Source organism: Fibrobacter sp. UWR2 (assembly GCF_002210285.1).
Taxonomy (GTDB): Bacteria; Fibrobacterota; Fibrobacteria; order Fibrobacterales; family Fibrobacteraceae; genus Fibrobacter.
Genome location: NZ_MWQE01000003.1, coordinates 85,419 through 106,986 on the forward strand (window position 1 = coordinate 85,419; position 21,568 = coordinate 106,986).

Annotated in this window: 20 protein-coding genes; 16 read left to right on the top strand and 4 right to left on the bottom strand. The window is 53.8% G+C overall.

The genetic code is table 11. From position 1 onward, the window contains the following. The first annotated feature begins 31 nt into the window (after positions 1–31). Positions 32–466, top strand: a complete 435-nt coding sequence (locus B7994_RS06275) for a hypothetical protein (protein WP_144063777.1) — start codon at positions 32–34, stop codon at positions 464–466. A gap of 65 nt (positions 467–531) precedes the next feature. On the opposite strand, the gene B7994_RS14165 is transcribed toward B7994_RS06275, so the two are convergent. Next, entirely contained in the window at positions 532–1,365 is an 834-nt protein-coding gene (locus B7994_RS14165) for an SPOR domain-containing protein (RefSeq protein WP_198957831.1), read from the bottom strand. A 217-nt stretch (positions 1,366–1,582) separates the two neighbouring features. Between B7994_RS14165 and rpsU the strand changes: the two genes are divergently transcribed. The 4 genes from rpsU (at position 1,583) to B7994_RS06305 (ending at position 4,845) form a co-directional block, all read left to right on the top strand. Continuing rightward, positions 1,583–1,792 (top strand): 30S ribosomal protein S21, encoded by a 210-nt coding sequence (gene rpsU / locus B7994_RS06290; protein WP_014546541.1) that lies wholly within the window; start codon positions 1,583–1,585, stop codon positions 1,790–1,792. Positions 1,793–1,940: 148 nt separating this feature from the next. Next, entirely contained in the window at positions 1,941–2,411 is a 471-nt protein-coding gene (locus B7994_RS06295; RefSeq protein ID WP_088637622.1) for a GatB/YqeY domain-containing protein, read from the top strand. 116 nt (positions 2,412–2,527) lie between these two features. Further along, positions 2,528–3,268: a hypothetical protein gene (locus B7994_RS06300; protein WP_088637623.1), complete on the top strand. Its 741-nt coding sequence runs from the start codon at positions 2,528–2,530 to the stop codon at positions 3,266–3,268. A 47-nt stretch (positions 3,269–3,315) separates the two neighbouring features. After that, positions 3,316–4,845, top strand: coding sequence for a sigma-54-dependent Fis family transcriptional regulator (locus B7994_RS06305; RefSeq protein ID WP_088637624.1), 1,530 nt, complete (start codon positions 3,316–3,318; stop codon positions 4,843–4,845). A 4-nt stretch (positions 4,846–4,849) separates the two neighbouring features. Here the strand turns inward: B7994_RS06305 and B7994_RS06310 are convergent, their stop codons facing one another. From B7994_RS06310 to B7994_RS06320, 3 genes are read right to left on the bottom strand one after another with little or no spacing between them, the layout of a single operon-like run. Beyond that, positions 4,850–5,422, bottom strand: a complete 573-nt coding sequence (locus B7994_RS06310) for a hypothetical protein (protein ID WP_088637625.1) — start codon at positions 5,420–5,422, stop codon at positions 4,850–4,852. A gap of 1 nt (position 5,423) precedes the next feature. Further along, positions 5,424–6,500 (bottom strand): TIGR04133 family radical SAM/SPASM protein, encoded by a 1,077-nt coding sequence (locus tag B7994_RS06315; protein ID WP_088637626.1) that lies wholly within the window; start codon positions 6,498–6,500, stop codon positions 5,424–5,426. 11 nt (positions 6,501–6,511) lie between these two features. Continuing rightward, positions 6,512–7,216 carry a hypothetical protein gene (locus B7994_RS06320; RefSeq protein ID WP_088637627.1) on the bottom strand — a complete coding sequence of 235 codons (705 nt, stop codon included), beginning with the start codon at positions 7,214–7,216 and terminating at the stop codon, positions 6,512–6,514. Positions 7,217–7,340: 124 nt separating this feature from the next. On the opposite strand from B7994_RS06320, the gene tyrS reads away from it, so the two are divergent. The 11 genes from tyrS to B7994_RS06375 all read left to right on the top strand — a co-directional run bounded on the left by tyrS (position 7,341) and on the right by B7994_RS06375 (position 21,566). Further along, complete coding sequence (gene tyrS, locus B7994_RS06325; RefSeq protein ID WP_088637799.1) at positions 7,341–8,558, top strand: tyrosine--tRNA ligase; 1,218 nt, start codon at positions 7,341–7,343, stop codon at positions 8,556–8,558. An 8-nt stretch (positions 8,559–8,566) separates the two neighbouring features. Next, entirely contained in the window at positions 8,567–9,523 is a 957-nt protein-coding gene (locus B7994_RS06330; RefSeq protein WP_088637628.1) for a 1-phosphofructokinase family hexose kinase, read from the top strand. Between the two features lie 12 nt (positions 9,524–9,535). After that, entirely contained in the window at positions 9,536–10,183 is a 648-nt protein-coding gene (gene mqnB, locus B7994_RS06335; RefSeq protein ID WP_088637629.1) for a futalosine hydrolase, read from the top strand. A gap of 101 nt (positions 10,184–10,284) precedes the next feature. Next, entirely contained in the window at positions 10,285–11,076 is a 792-nt protein-coding gene (locus tag B7994_RS06340) for a 1,4-dihydroxy-6-naphthoate synthase (RefSeq protein WP_088637630.1), read from the top strand. A gap of 126 nt (positions 11,077–11,202) precedes the next feature. Next, positions 11,203–11,403, top strand: a complete 201-nt coding sequence (locus B7994_RS06345; protein WP_088637631.1) for a hypothetical protein — start codon at positions 11,203–11,205, stop codon at positions 11,401–11,403. 243 nt (positions 11,404–11,646) lie between these two features. Then, positions 11,647–13,104, top strand: coding sequence for an OmpA family protein (locus B7994_RS06350; protein WP_233143085.1), 1,458 nt, complete (start codon positions 11,647–11,649; stop codon positions 13,102–13,104). A gap of 11 nt (positions 13,105–13,115) precedes the next feature. Then, positions 13,116–15,353: a tetratricopeptide repeat protein gene (locus B7994_RS06355; RefSeq protein ID WP_088637633.1), complete on the top strand. Its 2,238-nt coding sequence runs from the start codon at positions 13,116–13,118 to the stop codon at positions 15,351–15,353. Between the two features lie 77 nt (positions 15,354–15,430). After that, a complete protein-coding gene (locus B7994_RS06360; RefSeq protein ID WP_088637634.1) occupies positions 15,431–19,273 on the top strand; it encodes a tetratricopeptide repeat protein in 3,843 nt (1,280 codons plus the stop codon). A 188-nt stretch (positions 19,274–19,461) separates the two neighbouring features. Further along, positions 19,462–20,082 carry a MotA/TolQ/ExbB proton channel family protein gene (locus tag B7994_RS06365; RefSeq protein ID WP_088637635.1) on the top strand — a complete coding sequence of 207 codons (621 nt, stop codon included), beginning with the start codon at positions 19,462–19,464 and terminating at the stop codon, positions 20,080–20,082. A gap of 39 nt (positions 20,083–20,121) precedes the next feature. Beyond that, the gene (locus B7994_RS06370) at positions 20,122–21,015 is read left to right on the top strand and encodes a biopolymer transporter ExbD (RefSeq protein WP_088637636.1); all 894 of its coding nucleotides are present in this window, start codon (positions 20,122–20,124) and stop codon (positions 21,013–21,015) included. Positions 21,016–21,017: 2 nt separating this feature from the next. After that, a complete protein-coding gene (locus B7994_RS06375) occupies positions 21,018–21,566 on the top strand; it encodes a biopolymer transporter ExbD (protein ID WP_088637637.1) in 549 nt (182 codons plus the stop codon). Positions 21,567–21,568 lie beyond the last annotated feature (2 nt).

Here is a 21,568-nt window from a genome sequence, read left to right on the forward strand (position 1 = left end):
TTTCAAAATCAAATTCTAAGGAGAAAGAATTATGAAAAGTAAAAGTGCTTTGGCGCTGTTGGCTATGACTTTCGGCCTGGTTGCCTGTGAAACTACGGAATCAACCGGAGACTTTTCGTGCGATGTGACGCGTTCTGGCTCGACGGTGATTCTGGACGAACGTCTTTCTGGCTCTGCGAGCTATATCTCGAAGGTTACGGCGCAGGTTGATGACTATGGCTACGACTACGTGAGCGTTGAGACGGAATTGTGGTATGCCAATAGCGCTTATGCGAGTGAGGAATGCAGCGAACAGAAAGATAATGCACGGGGTTGGAAAGATGGTTCCGTGGACGTCACTTGCTCCGGGAACTATATCAATATCTATGAATACGACGAAGGTTCTTTGGATGATTATGAACGCGATTTTAATAGACAGTGTGAAGAAGCCTACCGCAGGTACGAAAGCGGTGATCTGCAACTCTAGTTTCTGTCTTTAGTCAAAAAAAGAACTCCGCCACTGGCGGAGTTCTTTCGTTATACTGTAATAGCCTATTCCCAGTCGTCCACGAAGTCTTCTGCAGGCGGGGCCGGAGGTGCGGCAGGAGCCGGAGCAGGTGCGGGCGCGGGTGCCGGAGCAGGTTCGGGCTCTGGTGCCGGAGCGGGAGCCGGAGCAGGTTCGGGTTCAGGTGCCGGTGCTGGTGCTGGAGCCGGAGCCGGAGCGGGTTCCGGTTCAGGGGCAGGGGCGGGAGCGGGTGCTGGCTCGGGTTCCGGTTCGGGAGCCGGGGCCGGTTCGGGCTGATTGTCCTGCGGAGGAGCATAGTACGAACTGGATTCGCCACCTTCACCGGCGGGGTTACCCACTTCGTCATTCTTGCTGTTGTCCACCCACCACTGGAAATTGAGTGCCGAGAGGACCTGCTTTCCGTATTCCTGGGCTACGGCGTAGGTCGGGAAGAATCCGACGCGCACGCGGTAGTAGGTGCCTTCGAGTTCGCCCGGGTTCTCGACCTCGGCGACGTAGGCCTTGATGTTCTGTTCGGCAAGTTTCTTCACGATGGCGTCAGCACCCTTCTTCGAGGGCTGGATGCTCACCTGGATTACGAAGGCGCCTTCGCTTTGCTGCTGGATGCTGCCGGTTGCCGCGGGGGCGCTTTCGGCCTTGGCGGGTTCGGCCTTTTCTTCTTGCTTGGTGTCCTGGGAAAGCGACTGGATGGGTACCAGCTCGGGCTCTTCGGACGCAGGGGCCTGCTCAGCCTTCTTTTCGACGGGGGCCGTCGTGTTGTTTTGCATTTCGGGAACGATTTCTTCCTTTTCACCGCAGCTGCAGAGGAGCGTTCCTGCAAGAGATGCGACGCAAAGGGTGAGCGACCATGTCTTTTTCATTCAAATCTCCGGAAAAATGAACGTTTTTTGCCGAAAAAAGGTGGTTTTTACATGTAAAAATATATATAAGTATTTGAAGTTAAGCAAGTTATAATAAAAAAAATGTCGTGAAAATGGCCGGTTTTGCGTCGTTCTGCCTGCCCCTTGACGAAAACTATTCAAATAAATATATTTGGCTATCCAAAAAACGAATTTCTAATTTAACCAAAGGATAATCGTGATCGGCGTTATTGTTAAGTCCAACGAACCTTTCGAACGCGCTCTCAAGCGTTTCACCAAGTCTTGCGAAAAGAACGGCATCATTTCCGATGTCAAGAAGCGCCAGCGCTTTGAAAAGCCTTCCGAAGAAAAGAAGCGCATCGAGACTGCTGCCCGTCGCAAGCGTCTTAAGGAAATCGCTGACCAGAACCGCAAGCGCCTCTACTAATACCGCTCCCGGCTAGCCGGGCAGTATTGGTCGTCGTTCGTTTACGATAAGCGTCAACTGAATCCGTGAGTCGTCGGTCCATGGCCGGTGGCTCATTGCGTGTTTCTAGAGGTTTTCAACCGCGGACTGTTCCGCAAAGGGTAAAAAAATGAGCTGTGCACTCCTTACAAAGATCCTTGATGACATCAAGACAGCCATGAAGGCACACGATGCCGAAACGCTCGGCACCCTCCGTACCCTCCATTCCGACATCAAGAACGAGGCCATGAAGCAGGGGGCCACCCCCGCGCAGATTACCGAGAGCATCACTGACGAAATGTGCGTCGACGTGCTTGCCCGCAGCGTGAAGCAGAAGCAGGAAGCCATCGAAATCCTCAAGAAGGGCGGTTTCATGGACAAGATTCCTGCCGAGGAATCCTGCATCGCGCTCTACCGCAAGTACATGCCGGCCGAAATGACCGAAGACGAAGTCAAGGCCCTCATCGCTGAAATCAAGGCCGCGACCGGCGCTGCAAGCCCGAAGGACATGGGCAAGATCATGAAGGAACTCTCCCCGAAGGTCAAGGGCCGTTTCGACGCCAAGCGCGCTTCCGCCCTCGTGCAGGAAGCGTTGAAGTAATTGTTCGACTTTATCGTGAATCTCTCCCCGCACCAAGTGCGGGGTTTCTTTTTTTCAAATAGTCTGTAGTTGTAGGAATCAAATTATATATTTAAAAAATTTTTAGAAGAATTTATATGGAAGAATCTTTAACAAATAGAATTTATTCTTTAGTAAAAGAGCCTATTCAAGGTGGCTTGTCAATAACTCGAAAATCTACCCCGATACCTTTTTTTGGTAACCTTGAAAGTGCGAAAGTCTGCACGATTTCTCTTAATCCAAGTGATAGGGAATTTCTTGATAGTAAGGGTTCACTGTTGAATAAGAAACGGTTGTATGACAGAGATTTGTTAAAAAAAGAAGACGATGAATCTCTTACAGAGGCTGATGCGAAAAAAGTTGTTGATGGTTGTGAAAAATATTTCGAAAACAATCCGTATCGTTTGTGGTTTAATAAGATGGATTATTTTTTAAAGTCATTCGAATCGACTTATTCCTATTACTCTAAAACAGCTGTTGCATTGGATTTGGCTCAATGGGCGACTACTCCTAAATGGTCTAGTCTTTCGGAATACGTTAGATCAGAATTGCTGAGTAAAGGGATCCCTTTTTTAAAGGATATTCTTGAATACAAAAAATTTGATTTTATTTTTTTGAATGGAAAAACTGTATTTGAAGAAGTCGTCTCGCGCTTAAAAATTGGCTATAATCAAAAAAAAGTAACTGTCGGAAAGACAAATTTTTCTGTATATTTTGGAAAATATGCTTCAAGTAATGTGATAGGTTGGTCTGTCTATTTGCAATCTAAGCAAGGGGGCGGTTACGAGAATATATGTAGGATTGCTAAAAAGATTTCTGAAGAATACCAAAAGATATAATGAACAGTAATTTCTAAATTTGACTTTGTAATCAACTAGTTGCCAACATGCCCACCTCGCAATCCAAAATCCAGGAACTGGAACTGCTCTACAAGATCAGTTCCATCCTGAACCAGACGCTCGATTTCGAGAGCGTCGCGCACCCGATTCTGGAAGTGGTGGAATCCACGATGGGCGTGGAGCATGCGACCCTCACTCTTTACAACCGCCACACTGGCGAAATTTCCATTGAAATCGCAGAGGGCTTGAGCAGCCGCCAGGCGCGCAAGGGCCGCTACAAGGTGGGCGAGGGCATCACGGGCCGCGTCGTGGAGACCGGCAAGCCGATTATCATTCCCTCGGTCGCGAAGGACCCGGACTTCCTCGACCGCACTGGCCGCGGCAAGTCAGAAGATAAGGCGTTCCTCTGCGTTCCCGTCATCATGGAGCACCAGGTCATCGGCGCATTCAGTGCCGACGTGCAGAACCCGGTGGAAGACGAACTTCCTGAAAAGTTGCGCCTGCTTGAAATCATCGCGCAGATGCTTGCTGCTGCAGTGAAACTCCGGCGCGAGGCCCGCGAGGAGAACGAACTCCTGAAGGCGGAAAACGAACGCCTGACGCTTGAACTCAAGGACCGCTTCCAGCCCGACAACATCATCGGGCGCTCCAGCGAGATGCAACGCGTGTATGCGCAGATTGACCAGGTTTCGAAGAGCCCCCTCCCCGCGCTCATCGTGGGCGAGGTCGGTACGGGCAAGGGGCTCGTTGCAGAAGCAATCCATTACCGTTCCGACCGCAACATGGGCCCGTTCGTCCGCGTCCATTGCGCGTCCATGCCGGAATCGGTATTGGACCGTGAACTTTTCGGCAGTGTGCGTGGCGCCCTCGTGGGCGTGTTTGCCGAAACGCCCGGCCGCGTAGAACAGGCCGAAGGCGGCACGCTGTTCCTAGACGAGGTGGGCGAACTCTCGCCGAACCTTCAGGTAAAACTCTTGCGCCTGTTGCAGCATGGCGAAATAGAACGTATTGGTGCCCGCATCTCAAAGAAGGTGAACGTCCGCGTGATTGCGGCCACCACCAAGAACTTGCAGCAGATGGTCGAAGAAGGCGCCTTCCGCGAAGACCTCTACTACCAACTGCACATCTTCCCGATATATGTGCCGCCGCTGCGCAACCGCAAAACCGACATTGTACTTTTGGCCGACCACTTTGTGGAGCATTACTGCCGCATCGTAGGCAAGAACGTGCGCCGCCTTGCGCGCACGACCATCAACATGCTCATGAGTTACCCGTGGCCCGGAAATGTGCGTGAACTCGAGAACGGAATCGAGCGTGCGGTACTCGTGGCCGACGAGGACGTCATCTACCCGCACCATTTCCCGACCACACTCCAGACGGCCGAGACGAGCGGGACTCCCGTGAACGGCAACCTCAAGCGCATGGTGGAAGCCTACGAGAAGGACATCATCTGCGATGCCCTCAAGAGCAGTAAGGGCAAGGTTGCCGCTGCTGCGCGCAGTCTTTCCACGACTCCGCGCATTCTTACATACAAAATAAAGCAGTTGGGGATAGACTTGGCGGCCTTCGGAAAATAGTTGCTTAGTTGTAAGTCAACGAAAGCATGAGACTGAATCCGTAACCCGACGAGCTGTGTTGCTTTTGGAAATTCTTTATATAGGTGAATGCAATGGCTCCGCCAAGTCCCCATTCGTAGCCTACCCACCATTCCTTACCGACTTCCGCTTCCAATCCGATGCCCTTGTTCTTTTCCTTGAAATCAAAATTGGCATCGAGTGCTGAACTTGTCTGGACGAAGCCGACGGAAAAACTGAAGAAGACATTGGCGGGAGTGTAGTGTGTGGCTCCGGCGCCGAAGAGTATCGAAGTGATGCCGTCGATGGGATAGGTGTCGCCTTCGTAAGAAAGTTCATTTTCGTTTTCGATGCTGAGAACTGTGAAATGAACAATCATGTCGGGGCTGAACGCGGCCCCAATTTTCATGTCAAATTCCGAAGCGACTCCGTCAATTTCCATTTCCCTGTTGCCGCTCCTGATTTTATAATCCTGGTAGCCGGCTCCAACGGCATAGTTCATAAAGAACCCGTCGTGGGTGTGCGGCTCGGCTGCCGCTAGTGCTGTTAATGCGGACAATGCTGTAATGAATTTCTTCATTTTAGACGCCGGCATTTTCAAGGCGTTTCACGTGGCAGTAGGCGAGTTCCTTGGTTTTCTCATCGCGCAAATGCAGGCTCGAACCTTCGCAGTAACGCCAGTACTTGCATTTCCGGCATTCGCCAATCCGGGCCCAGCTGCGGTCACGCATCACCTGGTAGCGGTTCTGCCACACGTCCCACAGGTCGTCCTTGTAGATGTTGCCCTGTATGTAGTCGCCGCGCAGGCTCGGGCATGCCGAGATGCTGCCGTCGCAGAGCACGGAGGCGATGTTCACGCCCGCCCAGCAGAAGAACGGCTGGTCACGCACGATCTTCTCGTAGTTGCCGAGGAATCCTTCGCAGTCGTAGTTCACGTTGATCATGCCCTGCTTCTTGGCTTCGCGAATGAACTCGAATGTCTGGCGGAATTCGTCGTTCGTGAGCATGAACAGCGGGTTATCTTTCGCGCGGCCCTTCGGGAACACGTTCGAGACTCTCCAGCGCTTCACTCCGAGGTTAACGAGCAGGTTGTGGATGCGGGGGAGTTCGCCCAGGTTCTTCTTGTTTACGCACGTCATCACGTCGAAGGTGAGTTCGTCGACACTTGCCGCCATGTGGATAGCGCGCACGGCGCGTTCGAAACTGTGTGCGTTTCCGCGGAAAAGGTTATGGTTCTCTTCCAGCCCGTCAAGGCTGATGGTAAGCGAGCGGAGCCCAGCATTCATCAGGTTGGTGAATCGCTCGGGTGTGAGCGCGAGTCCGTTAGTGACCATGCCCCACGGGTAGCCGCGCATCTTGATTTCCCTGCCGCATTCCTCGAGGTCGGCGCGCATCAGGGGTTCGCCGCCGGTAATCACCACGGCAAAGTTCCTGGGGTCGATGTGCGGAGCGAGCCCGTCGAGTACCTTCATGAAGTCTTCGCGGGGCATGTCCGGGATAGCGTCGGCGACGCAGTCGCTTCCGCAGTGCTGGCAATGCAGGTTGCAGCGCAACGTGCATTCCCAAAAGAAATACGTTAGCGGGTGCGCCTTTATCTCGTTATGGCGATACAGGCGGTGCGCTTCGAGCGCGAGTCTTTTCTTGAGTCCAAGATGCATCAGACGCCGTACTAGGTTTCGTCCTTTGTGGCGCCATCATCAGTGTCAACCGGCCCGCAGATATCGCTCGGGCACCCGTACAGGTCCACGGCTCCGTCCAGGATGTTGTACTTGGACTGGAATTCTGCGTAGTTGTAGACCTTGCCGTCATCGCACTTGTAGGTTGTCTCCTTGATGTAGACGACTCCGTACTTGGCACAAACTTGGTCGCCGGTGCATTCCGGGGTTTGTGCGGTTTCGGTAACCTCTTCCGTACAGTTGAGACCGTCTTCGCAGGTGATTTTTTTGCCCTTCCGTTCGCAGGTGTACATCACTCCGTACTTGGGCGCAATCGACTCGCTGCTGGAACTGGGGGCGATGACGCCATACTTTGCGGCAATCATTTCGCTGCTGGAACTCATTGTCACGCCGTACTTGGGGGCAATTATTGTACCGCTGGACATTGGTACGCCGTACTTGGGCGCAATCATTTCACTGCTGGAACTCTTGGCTTTTGAACTGGAACTTGCGACATTCGGGCTGTCGCCGGAAGAACTGCCTTCCTCCTCTGTTGCGGAACTGGATTCCTGCCCGCCCGTTGCGGAACTGGAGGAGGGTTTCTCGATGGAGGAACTGGATGGGGAGTCTTCGGATGCCGAAGACGGGTCGCTGTCACAACTGGCCCAGAAGAAACCGGTGAGAGCCAGCAAGATTTTTTTCCAGTGCTTGTATAACATTTGGGGTCCCTCGGGGAATGCTGTATACGGGTAATATATATAAAAGAAATCGGAAATGCAACAAATGCGCTCTGCCCGAATGGCAAATAATTCTATATTTCTTCCGAAGAAACAAGGATTCATTATGCAATTTCGTCCCGTTAAGGAACAGCTTGATATTTTGATGCGCGGCGTTATCGATGTCGTGCCGCAGGAAGAACTCGAAAAGAAACTCCAGAAGTCCTACGATACCGGAGTCCCGCTCCGTATCAAGATGGGTGTCGACCCGACTGCCCCGGACGTGCACTTCGGCCACACGGTCGTGATGCGCAAGCTCCGCCAGTTCCAGGACCTCGGCCACACTGTTGTGCTCATTGTGGGTGACTACACCGCACAGATCGGTGACCCGAGTGGCCGCAACAAGGCGCGCCCGCGCCTTAGCCACGAGCAGGTGCTCGAGAACGCGAAGGAATACCAGGAACAGTTCTTCAAGGTTGTCCGCCGCGACCAGGTGGAAATCCACTACAACGGCGAATGGTTCTCCAAGCTCCCGTTCAGCAAGGTGACCGAACTCATGGGCCAGTTCACCGTGGCCCAGATGCTCGAACGCGAGGACTTCCACAACCGCTACACGGCCAACACACCCATCAGCCTGCACGAGTTCATGTACCCGATGATGCAGGGCTACGATTCCGTCGCCATCAGGAGCGACGTAGAACTGGGCGGCACCGACCAGAAGTTCAACGTGCTCCGTGGCCGCGACTTGCAGCTTTTCGAAGGCATGGAACCGCAGATCGGTCTCTTCATGCCGATTTTGCTCGGTACTGACGGCAAGGTCAAGATGTCCAAGTCCATCGGCAACTACGTGGGCCTGAACGAACCGGCCGACGTGATGTACCACAAGATTTACAGCCTCGCCGACAGCATCGTCGAGAACTGGTTCGAACTTTTAACCAACATACCGCTTGCAGAAATCAAGCAGATGATGGCCGACATCACCGCGGGCAAGATGAACCCGAACGATGCCAAGCACCGCCTCGCTATCGACATCGTGACGCAGTACTACGGCGCAGAAGCCGCCGAGGCCGCCGCTGCCAAGGAACGCGAAATCCACAGCGGTAACGCCATCCCGAGCGATGCTGCCGAGTGCAGCGTGGCGGCCGGCACCTACGGTGCCCTGGACCTGCTCGTTGAAATCAAGGCGTTTGCAAGCAAGGGCGAAGCCCGCCGCATGGTCCAGAACGGCGGCGTCAAGATTGCCGGCGAAAAGCTTGCCGACCCGCAGTCCCAAATCGAAATCAAGGGTGGCGACCAGCTGGTTATCCAGGTGGGCAAGCGCAAGTTCTACAAGGTGAATTTCTAGGAGGTCCCATGCCTCAGGAAACGTTGATCCTCGGTCTCAATCCCGCCTGGCAGCGCCTGTTCTTCGTGGACAAGTTTACGCCTGGCGAGGTCCACCGTATCTCGAAGGTGGAGGAGTATGCCTCGGGCAAGGGCATCAACTGCTGCCGCGTGCTGCAGAACCTGGGCGGAACCCCGCTTCTCATGCATTTCCTTGGGGCAGACCACGGCTCCCGCATATTCGACGAGGTCTCGGCGTGCGGTATCCAGCAGGCACCGGTGTGGATCAAGGAACAGACCCGCATCTGTACGACTATCGTGAGCGAGGGCGAATCTACCGAACTTATCGAACCGTCGCCCGTTATTACCGATTTCGAGAACGACGATTTTGTGCAGACCTTGAACGAACACTGGAACTCGGCGCAGAGCGTTGCCCTGTGCGGGTCGTTCCCCGGTAACTTCAACGTGAAGAATATCGAGGACCTCGACTTTACGGGCAAGAAAATTTTTGTCGATGCCATATCGAACATCGACTCCTGGCTCGAGAAGGGCGTGGAACTCCTCAAGATCAACATGCCGGAATACAGCCAGCTGCTCGATCGCCTCGGAATCCCGCAGGTCAAGTCCAGCCCGCAGTTCTGGAAGATGACGGCCACGGCTGTGCTCGAGCGCCTTCCTATCAAGAACCTCGTGGTGACCGACGAGGAATCGCCGGTACGTGCGTTCCGTCTGGTCGAGAAGAAGTTCCAGAGCGTTACCGCCGAGCCGCCTGCAGTCGAAGTGCAGAACAACGTGGGGGCGGGCGATTCCTTCTTTGCCGCCTGGCTCTACGCCGACAGCATGGGTCTCAGTTTCGAGGAATGCCTCGTGAAGGCTACCGCGGTAGCTGTTGCGCGCTGCGAAGTCGAGAAACCCTGGATGTTAAGCCTGGAACGTGTTGCCGAGCTGGAAGAGACTATTCGCTCGGGTCTCGAGAAGCAGGAATAGGAGCTTCCGCTCATGAACGGGACGCTGGTTGCTTTTGCCTCCAAGCAGGAATTCAACGCGCTCTACCCGCGCGTGTCTGCCGTAGTGGCTTCTTCCATGCCCCAGCCGGTCGGAACCCGCTTCGACATTGCCGTGTGTGGGGTAGGCCAGCTTGAGTTCTCCGTGAATCTGGCGAAGTTCCTGGCCGAAAACCGCTACGAGCGCGTAATCCAGGTCGGGATTTGCGGAGCATACCCGAATCGCGGGCTCGAGATAGGCGACGTGGTGCGCGTCGATACCGACATCGTCGGCGATATGGGCGTGCAGACCCGTGAGGGCCATTTCGTCGCCTGGAAGGATCTTGCCGGTAAGGACTGCTTCTACAGGGGGGCATCCCCGCGGTTCCTTGCGCTGTCGCTTGCATCGGTGCGCTCTGCCACGGGCGTCTCGGTAAACTGCTGTACGGGGACGTCGTACCTCGCGAACCGTCGCAGCGTCCTGTTCGATGCCGATGTCGAGACTATGGAAGGCGCCGCCTGCTTTGCCGTGTGTGCCCGATTCGGAGTTCCCGCCTACCAGTTCCGTGCCGTGAGCAACATCGCGACCGACCGCGACACCTCCACGTGGAAGATACCCGAAGCCATGGCCGCACTCAAAAGCGAGGTGCTGGACAATCTGTAAACAATGTGCAATGTGGAATGTGTAATGTGAAATGAAGAAATTCACATTACACACCCCACATTTAGCATCTCTCATCTCACATCCCACATCTCACATTTGTTATGCGTCTTTCTCTCGGCATTTCCACCTGTCCTAACGATACCTACATCTACGAGGCGCTTGTTGCCGGCCTCGAGAAATCCCTCTTCGAGTGGGACGTTCACTTTGCCGACGTGCAGACGCTCAACGAGATGGTGTTGCGCGGAGAACTCGACGTGGCGAAGGTGAGTGCGCGCGTCTATCCGAAACTCCGTGAGAACTACGTGTGCCTTGGCTGCGGTGGCGCCATCGGGTACGGCTGCGGTCCTCTGCTGCTTTCTTCGCGTTCTGGCGCCTTCGACCCTGCGCAGGAGACCGTCCTTCCAGGCGAAAACACTACGGCCGCCCTCCTGTTCCGCTTCTGGTACGGGCGTGAGTTCGGCAAGGCCCCGCAGGTGCGCTATGCCCTCTTCAACGAGGTCTATTCAGGACTCCTCGAACAACGCTTTGCGCAGGGAGTCACTATTCACGAGCATCGATTCACCTGGAAGCGTGACGGTCTCCACCTGCTGCAGGACCTCGGCGCCTACTGGGAACAGCATACCGGCTCGCCCATCCCGCTAGGTATCGCCGTTGCGAAGCGTGGCCTCGGCTTTGCCGCGATCGCGCAGGTCGAGAGCGAGATCCGGCGTAGCCTTGTGCTTGCACGTTCGCGCGCGTCTCTCGTGACTCCGTTCATTCGCGAAAAGGCCCAAATCGATACCGACGAGGTCATCGAAAAGCATATCCGGATGTTTGTGAACGATTTCTCGGAGAACGTGGGCGATGCGGGTGAACGGGCCCTAAAGTGCCTTTGGGACGTTTTGGACTGTTGATAACCTGTTGATATTCCCAAAAATCGTGTAATAATCCGTAAACGTAAAATTGTTTTTACAAAATAGCGAATTTTTGCGAAAAACTTTATTTATTTTCCAAAAAGCATCTTTTTAGGGAGTTTACCTATGAGCTTAGTCAACGACCTCGATACCGAAGTTGAAAACTTCAAGCGTGAGTACGAAAAGTTCGAACGCGGCAACAAGTCCGCCGGAACGCGTGCTCGCAAGGTTCTACAGGATATCAAGAAGACCTGCCAGGAGATCCGCGTGTCGATCCAGGGGGCGAAGAAGGAGGAGGAAAAGTCTAGCCTTCCCCCCGCTAATTGACAAGTTTGTGCCTTTAATCGGACGATTAGCCGATTTTTTTGCGTTTTTTTGGTTAAATACGCAAAAAAACGTTTGACTAATGCCCGTTATGAAGGTATATTCCCATGTGGGTTTTTATTTGTCGATTTGGCAAACGAAAAAGTTTAACGAATATGTGTTCTATGATTGGAGAAACGTAGCAGTATGACCCTAAAGAAACTGGTCTTAATAACGGCCGGAGCTCTGCTTCTTTCAGGAAACGCCATGGCAAGGATTATCAACGTGCCTGGCGAATTCCAGAAGATTGGCGACGCTCTCGGTAATGCCGACGCCGGCGATACTATCAAGGTGGCGCGCGGTACCTATAACGAGAACATCACCTTGGTGATGGGCGTGATCCTGAAAGGTGAAGATCCGCTGACAACGATTATCGACGGTGGCCGTAATGGCCCGACCGTCATGGGTACTTCGGGCGCCGAAATGTCGCACTTCACTGTGAGGAACGGTCTCGAAGGTATCCTTTGCGAAAACGCAGCGCCCTACATCCACCACTGCTACGTGATGGACAACCATGCTACGGGTATTGGTGCGTTCATCTCGCTCCCGCATCTGCGTAACAACGTGGTGTACGGCAACCGCTGGTCCGGTATCCTTGCCTGGGGTGCCAAGTCCCTCGACGCCTACATCGAACACAACGTTGTGCTCCGCAACGGCTACTCTGGCCTTGCGCTGAAGGGACCGACCAACGTGGTCGCCCGTAACAACATCTTCATGGAGAACCACTACTACGGTGTGTTCGCCGACCCGGCCGCCGGCCAGACGAAGGTGGAGTACAACAACATCTACAAGAACTACTACCCGTTCAACCACTTCATCAAGGTGAACCGCACCAACGTTTCCCTCGATCCGAAGTTCATGAACCACTCCCTTTCGAAGCCGAACTTCTACTGCCAGTCCACCTCGCCGATGCTCAAGCGTGGTAAGGGCAAGCTCGATATCGGCCTTACGACTGTCGAGGTCGTGAAGGAAGAGGAAGCTGTCGAAGAAACCCGCAACCCCGATAGCGATGCCGATGGCCTCTGCGATCCGTGGGTCTCTGAAGAAGGCGTTTCCGACAAGTACGCAAGCGTCTGCACGGGTATCGATAACTGCCCCGAAGAAGCCGAAGACTTCGACGGCTACCAGGACGACGACGGCTGCCCGGATGCGGACAACGACCGTGACGGTCTCTGCGATCCGTGGGTTGAAGCTAAGGGTATGCTCTCCAATTTTGCCCACGTGTGCCAGGGTGTCGACCGCTGCCCCGAACAGGCCGAAAGCCAGAACGGGTACAAGGACGACGATGGTTGCCCGGACGAAGTCCCGCAGCCGCCTAAGAAGGTGTTCGTGCTTGAGGGTGTGAACTTCGAATCCGGTAAGGCTACGATTACTCAGGATTCCTACATCTCCCTCATGAAGGTTGTCGATATTATGGAAACCTTCAAGGAAGCTACGTTCGAAATTGTTGGCCATACAGACAACGTTGGTTCTAAGGACAAGAACAAACAGCTCTCCGCTGACCGCGCTGCTGCCGTGAAGAACTTCCTTGTTGAAAATGGCATTGACGAAAGCCGTATGACGACTTCCGGTATGGGCGACTCCAAGCCGGTAGCCTCTAACAAAACCCCTGAAGGGCGTGCGCAGAACCGTCGTATCGAGTTCACCCGCACGGATATCAAGTAAAGGAGTAGGTGATGATGCATACTAGTTTCATCAAGACGTCAGTCCTCGGACTTACTGTGGCTGCGAGCTCTCTTTTTGCAGAAGCCACCTACGCTCCGCATAAATATCAGCAGAATGACTGGTTCGCCGAATTCGGTGGCAACACCGCCATGTACGTGAACCCGGCGAGCATTTCCGAAACGGAACAGCTCGAATTCAGCGCTGCATTCTTCAGTTCCATCAGCGGCGAAGCTAGCCAGGAATACTTGAGCTTGACTTTCCCGATGGACTACAAGCACACGCTCGGCTTCTCGTTCTTCGAGAACGGCGCTTCCATCGACGGCGGCAAGTCCTACGGTGAATACGCATTCATGTTCGGTTATGCGTACAACCTGTTCCAGCTGCTTTCTCTCGGTGTGGACATCTCGGTGCTCTACATCAACCAGTTCGATGAAGTCACCCAGCTGACCGTTGGCTCCGATATCGGCTTGAGCTGGAACCCGCTCGCTTCTTCGAAGCTCGGCTACCTCCTCGTCGGTGTTGCCTTGCAGAACATCCTCCCGCCGGCCGTTGCTACGGGCGACGATGCCCCGATGTTCGTGCTCTTCACTGAAGACGAAGCTTACAAGATTCCGACCAACCTGAACATCTCCTTGTTCTACCGTGGTCTTAACAGAAGCCTCGAAGCTAAGATCGAAGCCTCCCTCATCGACATCATGCACGATGAAGACGAAGGTGGTGAAGGTTTCAACCTCGAAACGAGCTTCACCTTGACTTACTACCTGTCTCCGCACTTGGGTGTGCGTGGCCGCTTCACCAAGGAAGGTTACTTCGTTGCTGGTGCGACTGTGAACGTCAAGGACGTGAGCATCTTCCGTTACCTCTCTCTTGACCTCGAAATGTCGCACGACGACCTCTACGCCAAGAAGAACCGCGGATTCATCTGGGCCGTGAAGATTACTTCTCGCTTCGGTGACACCCGTGAAGAGAAGATCGGCGAAGAACGTTACCGTCGTTTGAAGATCGAACCTGAAAACGACTACCGCGCCGCTATGCGTCTGTACTTGAACCGTCAGTTCCTCGAAGCCGCCTATGCCTTCGGTAAGGTCCAGACCAAGTACCCCGCATTCCACCTTGTGGACCAGGCCGCCTTCTATAAGGCAAAGTCCTTCGAAAACCTCCGTATGCACAAGGCTGCCAAGGCCGTGTACGAAGACGCTATCAAGCGCTATCCGCAGAGTGACCAGAAGGCCAAGTACCACTTCCAGTTGATGAACATCGACTATAAGGAAGGCAAGTACACCGAAGCCATGAGCAAGTACCAGAACATTGCCCAGAAGTTCGGTGAAAGCGACGTGAAGGCTGACGCTGACTACGTTGCCGGCCAGATCAAGTTCGAACAGGGCCTCTACCAGGAATCTGTCGACCTGCTCGCCGCCATCCTTCCGGGTAACGCGAACTACTTCTACGCCCGTTACACCATGGGTATCGCCTACAGCCGTCTCGGCAAGTTCGAAGAAGCTGAAAACTGCTTCCGCGACATTACCGAACAGCAGTACTCCAACCAGTCCGAACAGGACCTCCAGGATGCCGCCCGCGTGAAGCTCGGTCACATCTACTTCTCCGGCGAGAAGGCTGACATTGCCGCCGCCGCCCAGATGTATGGCCAGGTGCAGGCCGGTTCTCCGGTGTACGACGAAGCTATGCTCGGTATTGCATGGTCGTTCCTCAAGGTGAACAAGCCGGACGACGCCATGAAGCCTGCAAAGTGGATCATTTCTAACCTTCCGGAATCCTTCCTCGTGTCTGAAGCCTACCTCGTTCAGGGTTACTGCTACTTCATGAAGAAGGATTACAAGAACGCAGCTGCTTCCTTGGAACAGGCCGAAAAGAAGACCGAACAGCCGGCTGTGTCTGTCGCCGCCCGCGATAGCGCCCGTCAGGCCTTCGACGCCATGCAGGACGAATTCGACTCTGTTCAGGTCAAGGCTCTTGACCTTGCCCGTCAGCTCCCCACCCCGCGTGTGGAAAGCAAGCGTGAGGCTCTGCGCCCGACCTTCGACAAGGCGAACCAGGCTATTGAAGATTACGCAGCATTCACCCAGAGAGCTATCCAGAGCGACCGCTTCGAATCCAACCGTAAGCGCATCCTCGAAGACGCCGGCTTTACTTTGGCAACCGTCAAGACCAAGATGGGTCAGGGCTCTGCCGGAAACGCCGAAGCAGCGAAGGAACTCGACGCTTTGGACGATTTGGAATTGGATGAATAAGGAAAAAATAGGATGAGACCCGAAATCCAAGGATTTTGGGTCTTTGTCGATTAAAAAAACAGGTGGAAAAGAGAAAAATGAAAAATTTCTGGCTTATTGGTGCAGTTGTTTGCTCTCTTGTTGGAGCTTCCTTTGCTGCCTCTGACCCTTGTAAGGATAAGACGGCAGAAGTCAAGAAACTGGCCACAAAGTGCAAATCCATGCCGAAGGATTCCGAACAGAGGAAGCAGTGCATGGGTCAGGCGAAGGTCCTCAAGAACCAGGCCGAACAGGCATGCCGCTCTGGCGGCCTCAACGAAGACGGCATGGTGAAGGCCATCGAACAGTGGGAAAAACTCGCCAAGGGCGAAACCTGTAAGGGCAAGAAGTCCGACCGTTGTGCCGGTGCTCTCCAGCAGCTGGGTCACTACCAGTTCATGCTCGAAGAGAAGCGCTTCTTGGATATTCAGGGACAGTACGAAGAAGACGTGGCATGGTGTGCCGACCGCGACAACAAGCCGGCCAAGTGCGCCAACATCGGCCAGTACCCGAAGGCCGACCACCAGAAGTCCCTGGGCTACTTCCTCGAGTACATCGACAAGTATCCGAAGGCTCCGAAGATTCCGGCGGTGCTCTACCAGGCTGCTGCCGTGCAGGAAGCTAGTGGCGAAGACGAGAAGGCGTTCAAGCTCCGTGACCGCTTGGTCAAGAACTTCCCGAACGACGGTCTCGTTCCGAAGGCTTGGCTCCGTATAGCCGAATACCACTTCATGAACCGTAAGTTCCGCGACGCTATCAACGCCTACAAGAAGGTGACTGGCTTCGAGAACCTTACCGGTAAGGAAGCGGCTCTCGCCATGTACCACTTGGCTGAATCCTACTACAACATCGCTGAATACGAAACTGCAGCTTATAAGTACTACGAATATATCATCGGCGCCGACAAGGGTAAATATCCTAACGACTTGCGCGCAGAAGCTATGGACTTCATGGCGGCCTCCTTCTCTGACTTGGAAGGTGGTGGTGTCGCCGAAGCTGAAGCCTTCTTGAAGGATAAGAAGGTTCCGTTCAAGGATTCCGTGTACTACCGCATCGGTATGAAGAACAAGGACCACGACCGTAACGAAGAAGCTGTCCAGTCCTTCAAGCGCTTGATGCAGATCAACCCGGACTACATCGACGCTCCGCTTGCTGACATTGCCATGATTGAAATCTTGCTCGTTCAGCAGAAGTTCGATGAAGCCCAGCAGTACCGCTACGTTGTGGTGAAGCGCTACGACAAGAACTCCTCTTGGCGCAAGAAAAACACCAAGTATAAGGAATCCGTCGCGAACGCCGACAAGGCCATCCGCGGCGCTATGCTCGAAATTCCGCACTACCATCACCAGCAGGCTGCCAAGATCACTAAGGAAGGTGATATCGAAGGCGGTAAGAAGCGCTATGCCGAAGCTATCAAGGCTTACGAGGCATTCCTTAACCGTTACAAGAACGAACCGACTTGGGATGAATACACCGTTCATATCGACCTCGCTGCCGCCTACCAGGAAATGGGCCAGCACGCGAACGCCGCCAAGATGTTCAACTGGATCGTCGATACCGATACGACCCGCTATGGCCGCCGTGCTCTCGGTTCCGCTGCCCTCCTGAAGAAGGAAGAAGCTGCGTACAACGCCGTGCTCATGATGGACCAGGCTCGCGAAGCCGCCTTGAAGACCAAGGCCAACGGCGACACGATCAAGGCCTACAGCCTCCCCGAAACGAAGGCATACTTCGCCCAGGTGGACAAGTACATGCAGAAGTTTGGCCAGAACAAGGAAGCTGCCGAACTTTCTTACAACGCTGCCCTCGTGCATTACAATGCCAAGCAGTTCAAGACTGCGGTTACGGTTCTTCGCGAACTCCGCCAGAAGTACCCGAACCACCAGTACATCTTGCTCATCAGCCAGATGCTTGCTAAGTCCTTGCTCGAATCCAACCAGCTCGATGAGGCCCTTGCCGAATTCGAATGGCTGTTGAAGCAGTACACGCAGGTGAAGGCCACCAAGAACGACTCGATGGCCAAGGAAACCGAAAAGGCTATCGCATTCGTGCTCTACCAGATGGCTGAAAAGGCTGTTAAGGATGGCCAGTACGAGAAGGGCGCCGCCGCCTACCTCGCTCTCGTGAAGCGTTACCCGAAGGTCGAGATTGCCGACAAGGCTATCTTCGAAGCCGCTGCCGCCTTCGAAAGTGCTAACCAGTACACCAAGGCTGCCGAAACGTTCATGATCCTCCCGAAGCAGTATGCTAGCTCTCCGCTTACCGTGAAGGGCGTGCTCCGTGCCGCTTCCGCCTACAAGAAGGATAACAAGCCGCAACTCGCTGCTACTACGTTCCTCTTCATCACGAACAACTTCCCGCAGGATTCCATGGCCTTCCAGGCTATCGGCTTCGCTGCCTCCGTTTACGACTCCATTCCGGATAAGAAGAACGCCGCTGTCACTTACGAACTCGCCTACAAGCGCTACCCGAAGAACGAGAAGACCCCGAGCTTCCTGTACAGCGCCTGCTTGAGCTACGACGAAGCCAAGATGACCGACGAAGCTATCCGCTGCTCCAAGGACCTCGTCCGCGACTACCCGAAGAGCACCTACGCTCTCGACGCTGCGTTCTCCATCCCGATGGCCTACGCAAACGCCAAGAAGTGGGATCTCGCCGCTTCCGAATACCACAACTTCATCAAGATGTACCAGGAAGACAAGGAAAAGCTGATTGCCGCCTACATCGGTGCAGCCCGTGCCTACATGGAACTCAAGGAAGAAGACAAGGCTATTGCTGATTACGAAGCAACCCTCAAGAACTACGACAAGTTCGGTCTCCAGATTAAGAACGCCGACCCGGGTATCCCGGCTGAAGCCGCCTTCTATATCGGTGAACACGAATTCCACAAGATGGACCCGATTATCTTGAAGGGTAAGGAAAAGGACAAGGCCAAGATTGTTAAGCAGTTGGTGGACATCCTCCAGAAGGCTATGGGTCACTACTCCAAGTCTGCTGCCTACGCATCTGAAAAGTGGACCTTCCGTGCTACCAACAAGATGGGTATGCTCTTCGTGACCATGGCTGCCAAGATCCGTGAACAGGAAATGAACGCCAAGAAGGAAGAAGAGAAGTTTGCCGAACGTATTACCATCGTGCAGCAGCTGCCGACGTACTACGAACAGGCTCGTCCGATCTTCCAGAAGAACATCGACCTTGCTCGCGACCAGGGTTTCTACAACAAGGACGTGATCGAGGCTGAAGAAGGCTACATCGAAATGTTCTACCAGGGCTGCGCCGTGTTCGTCGAAGTGGCTGACGCATTCGCGAATGCTCCGCTTCCGGACTCTGCCGCCATCGTCCAGGAATACATCTACGAAGAGATGGTGAAGGCTGACGCTGTCGAAGCCGCTCACGAAGACCTCGAGGCCTACCGTGAAGAGCTCCAGAACAAGTCGAATGCTGCTAAGGAACTCGCTGTTCCGCAGTGTGCAACCGGTATCAAGGCCTCTGCTCACTACGGCATCGACAACCAGTGGACAACGAAGCTGTTCGAAACCTTGAAGTCTCTTGACGAAGCCAACGAAGCTCTCGCCACGAAGATCGAAAAGTTTGACCCGTCTACGCTGTTCTCTGACCCGACCTACTTCAAGACCAAGGCTCGTATCGAACAGATTTCGAAGTCTGAAGTCATGACTCCGGAAGAACGCATCAATACGTTCCGCGAAATCATCAAGGATGCTAAGGCTGAAGCTGAAAAGCTCCGTGCCGAACTTGCTGACCTCCAGAAGCAGCTCGCTTCCGGTGTGTCTGCAGCCTCCGAGCCCGAACCTTCTATGTCCGAGTCCGAACCTGAACCGGAAGCCGCTCCGGCTGCCCCGGCCAAGAAGAAGGCTGGCAAGAAGAAAGGTAAGAAGAAATAGCGGTAAAAACTATTTTACGGGGAACCTCGTTCATGGGTTCCCCTCTATTATTCGGGGTTTTAGACGGGTTTTAGTGGCAGTAAATAAAGTTTTACCCCTAGAACCCTCCAAAAACGCCGAAAAAAAGATAAATATGAACAAAGATTTCAAAAACAAACACAAAAACAACACTCTAAAGGAGTACTCTAATGTCTAAAATGCTTCAATCCTTCAGCCCTGAATCCGATGGTTGGCAGTTCATGTGGATCATCTTGGCCGTGTTCATCATCGGCCTGGGCATCTCTATCGAACGTATCATTTACATCCTGGTGAAGAGCTCCAAGGGCCGCGCCAAGTTCCTCGCTGATTTCGGCAAGCTCATCTCTTCTCAGCAGTTTGACCAGGCTCTGAGCCTCGCCAACGCTACCAACCTCCCGGTTGCTCGCGTGATGTCTGCTATCGTTTCCAACCGTGCCGGTGGCCGCGAAGGCATGCAGGCGGCTTGCGATGCTGTGTTCCTGACTGAAGCTCCGCGTCTGACTCGTTACATCTCCCTCATTTCCGTGATGGCCTCCATCTCTACGTTGCTCGGACTTATGGGTACGATTTACGGTCTGATCTACACCTTCGACGCCGTGGCTAACAAACCCGCTTCTGAACGTGCTAAGGCTCTTTCCGACGGTATCGCTATCGCTATGGGTACGACGCTTGAAGGACTTCTCTCCGCAGTGCCTCTCCTGGTCATTGTGGGCTTCCTCAACATGAACTCCGAACGCCTCATCCAGGAAATGGAAGAAAAGGGCCTCAAGATTATCAACTCCCTCGTCTAATAACTCAGAGAGTTTAGTCTTTAAATGGAGTTTTAAAAAATGGCAAAAGAAATCAAGAAACCAGCAAAGCCTGAAGAACCGGACCTGTTGCCGGCGATGGGCTTGTTCACTATTCTGATTCCTATGCTTCTCTCCATGGCTGCTTTCTCCAAGCTGGCAATTGTTCAGGTGAACCTGCCCGAGCGCAGTATGATCAACCCGAACGATGAAACTCCTCCGCCGGATGAGCAGGCATTGAACCTGTCACTCGCCATCACTAGCGAATACCTCGTGATCGGTGCGCGTGGCGGTTTCCAGCCGAACGTCTATTTCAAGGAAATGTGGACGTTCCGCTGCAAGTCCGATGCCAAGCTTATCACTCATGCCGTTGAGGATGTCAAGGCTACAGTTGAAAGTGGACATGGCCCGAAGTGCAAGGACGGTACCGAGATGGATAAAGAGAAGTATCTCTATGAAATCGAGGCTATCGAACTCTGGGCTATCCAGAAAGAGTCTGAAGAAGATCCGGGTCGCGTGATCTGGGCTCTCTACTCGAACGGGGGCACCCCGGAAGAACCTGTCGCCGACAGTGCCTATGTTGACGGCAACAACAACTTCCTCGCTCTCCCGGGTGAAGGCGCCATGGGCCTCACTCCGCCGCCGGCTCTCAAGAAGCCTGCTGCAGGTACGGCTCTCGCTACCCTTACCCCGAACTCCGCTCGCACGCTCAAACCGGACGTGGCAGCGAAGAACCTTATTTACCCGCTTTCTGCATACGATCTGATCGCAAAGGATTTGATCGCTATCCATACGCAGTTCATCGACCTGGAAGACGTCGACAACATCATCATCGTTGCTAACGATGATACCCAGTTCGACAAGATCATCCAGCTCATGGACCGTTCTAAGGAAGCGGGCTTCAGCAAGATCAACCTTGCAAAGTTGGGAGGTTAATCATGGCTAGAAGAACTCGTAAATACGCTGACGACGTCCCGTTCTCAATCACCTCCATGATGGACATGATGACCATCATCCTGGTGTTCATGATCAAGAACATGGACGCTGAAGGTCAGCTCTTGACCCAGGCCGAAAACCTGATTCTTCCGGTCTCCACGTCCAAGGTCCAGCCGACAGAAGTTTCTCTGACGGTCGTGATCGATAAGGAATACGTGGTGGTCGACAATGAGAAAGTCGTGCCGACTCCGGACGTGCTTGCTCAGGAAGATCTCTGTGTTCAGCCTGTTCTCACTACCCTTTATGGGAAACGTAAGGCCGAAGTGGACCAGCACTTGCGCCAGGGCCAGCCTGCCGACGAAGCCGGTAGCGTTGTTGTCCAGATCGACAAGAGCATCCCTTACGACGCCATGTATAAGGTGATGGCTACCTGCGGTATCGCCGGTGTGCCGTCCTGCACTTCTTCCGAAGGCGAAACTGGCTACGAGAAGATGAGCGGTTATACTAACGTTTCCTTTGCCGTTCTCGAAAAGAACGGAGGGGAGGAATAATC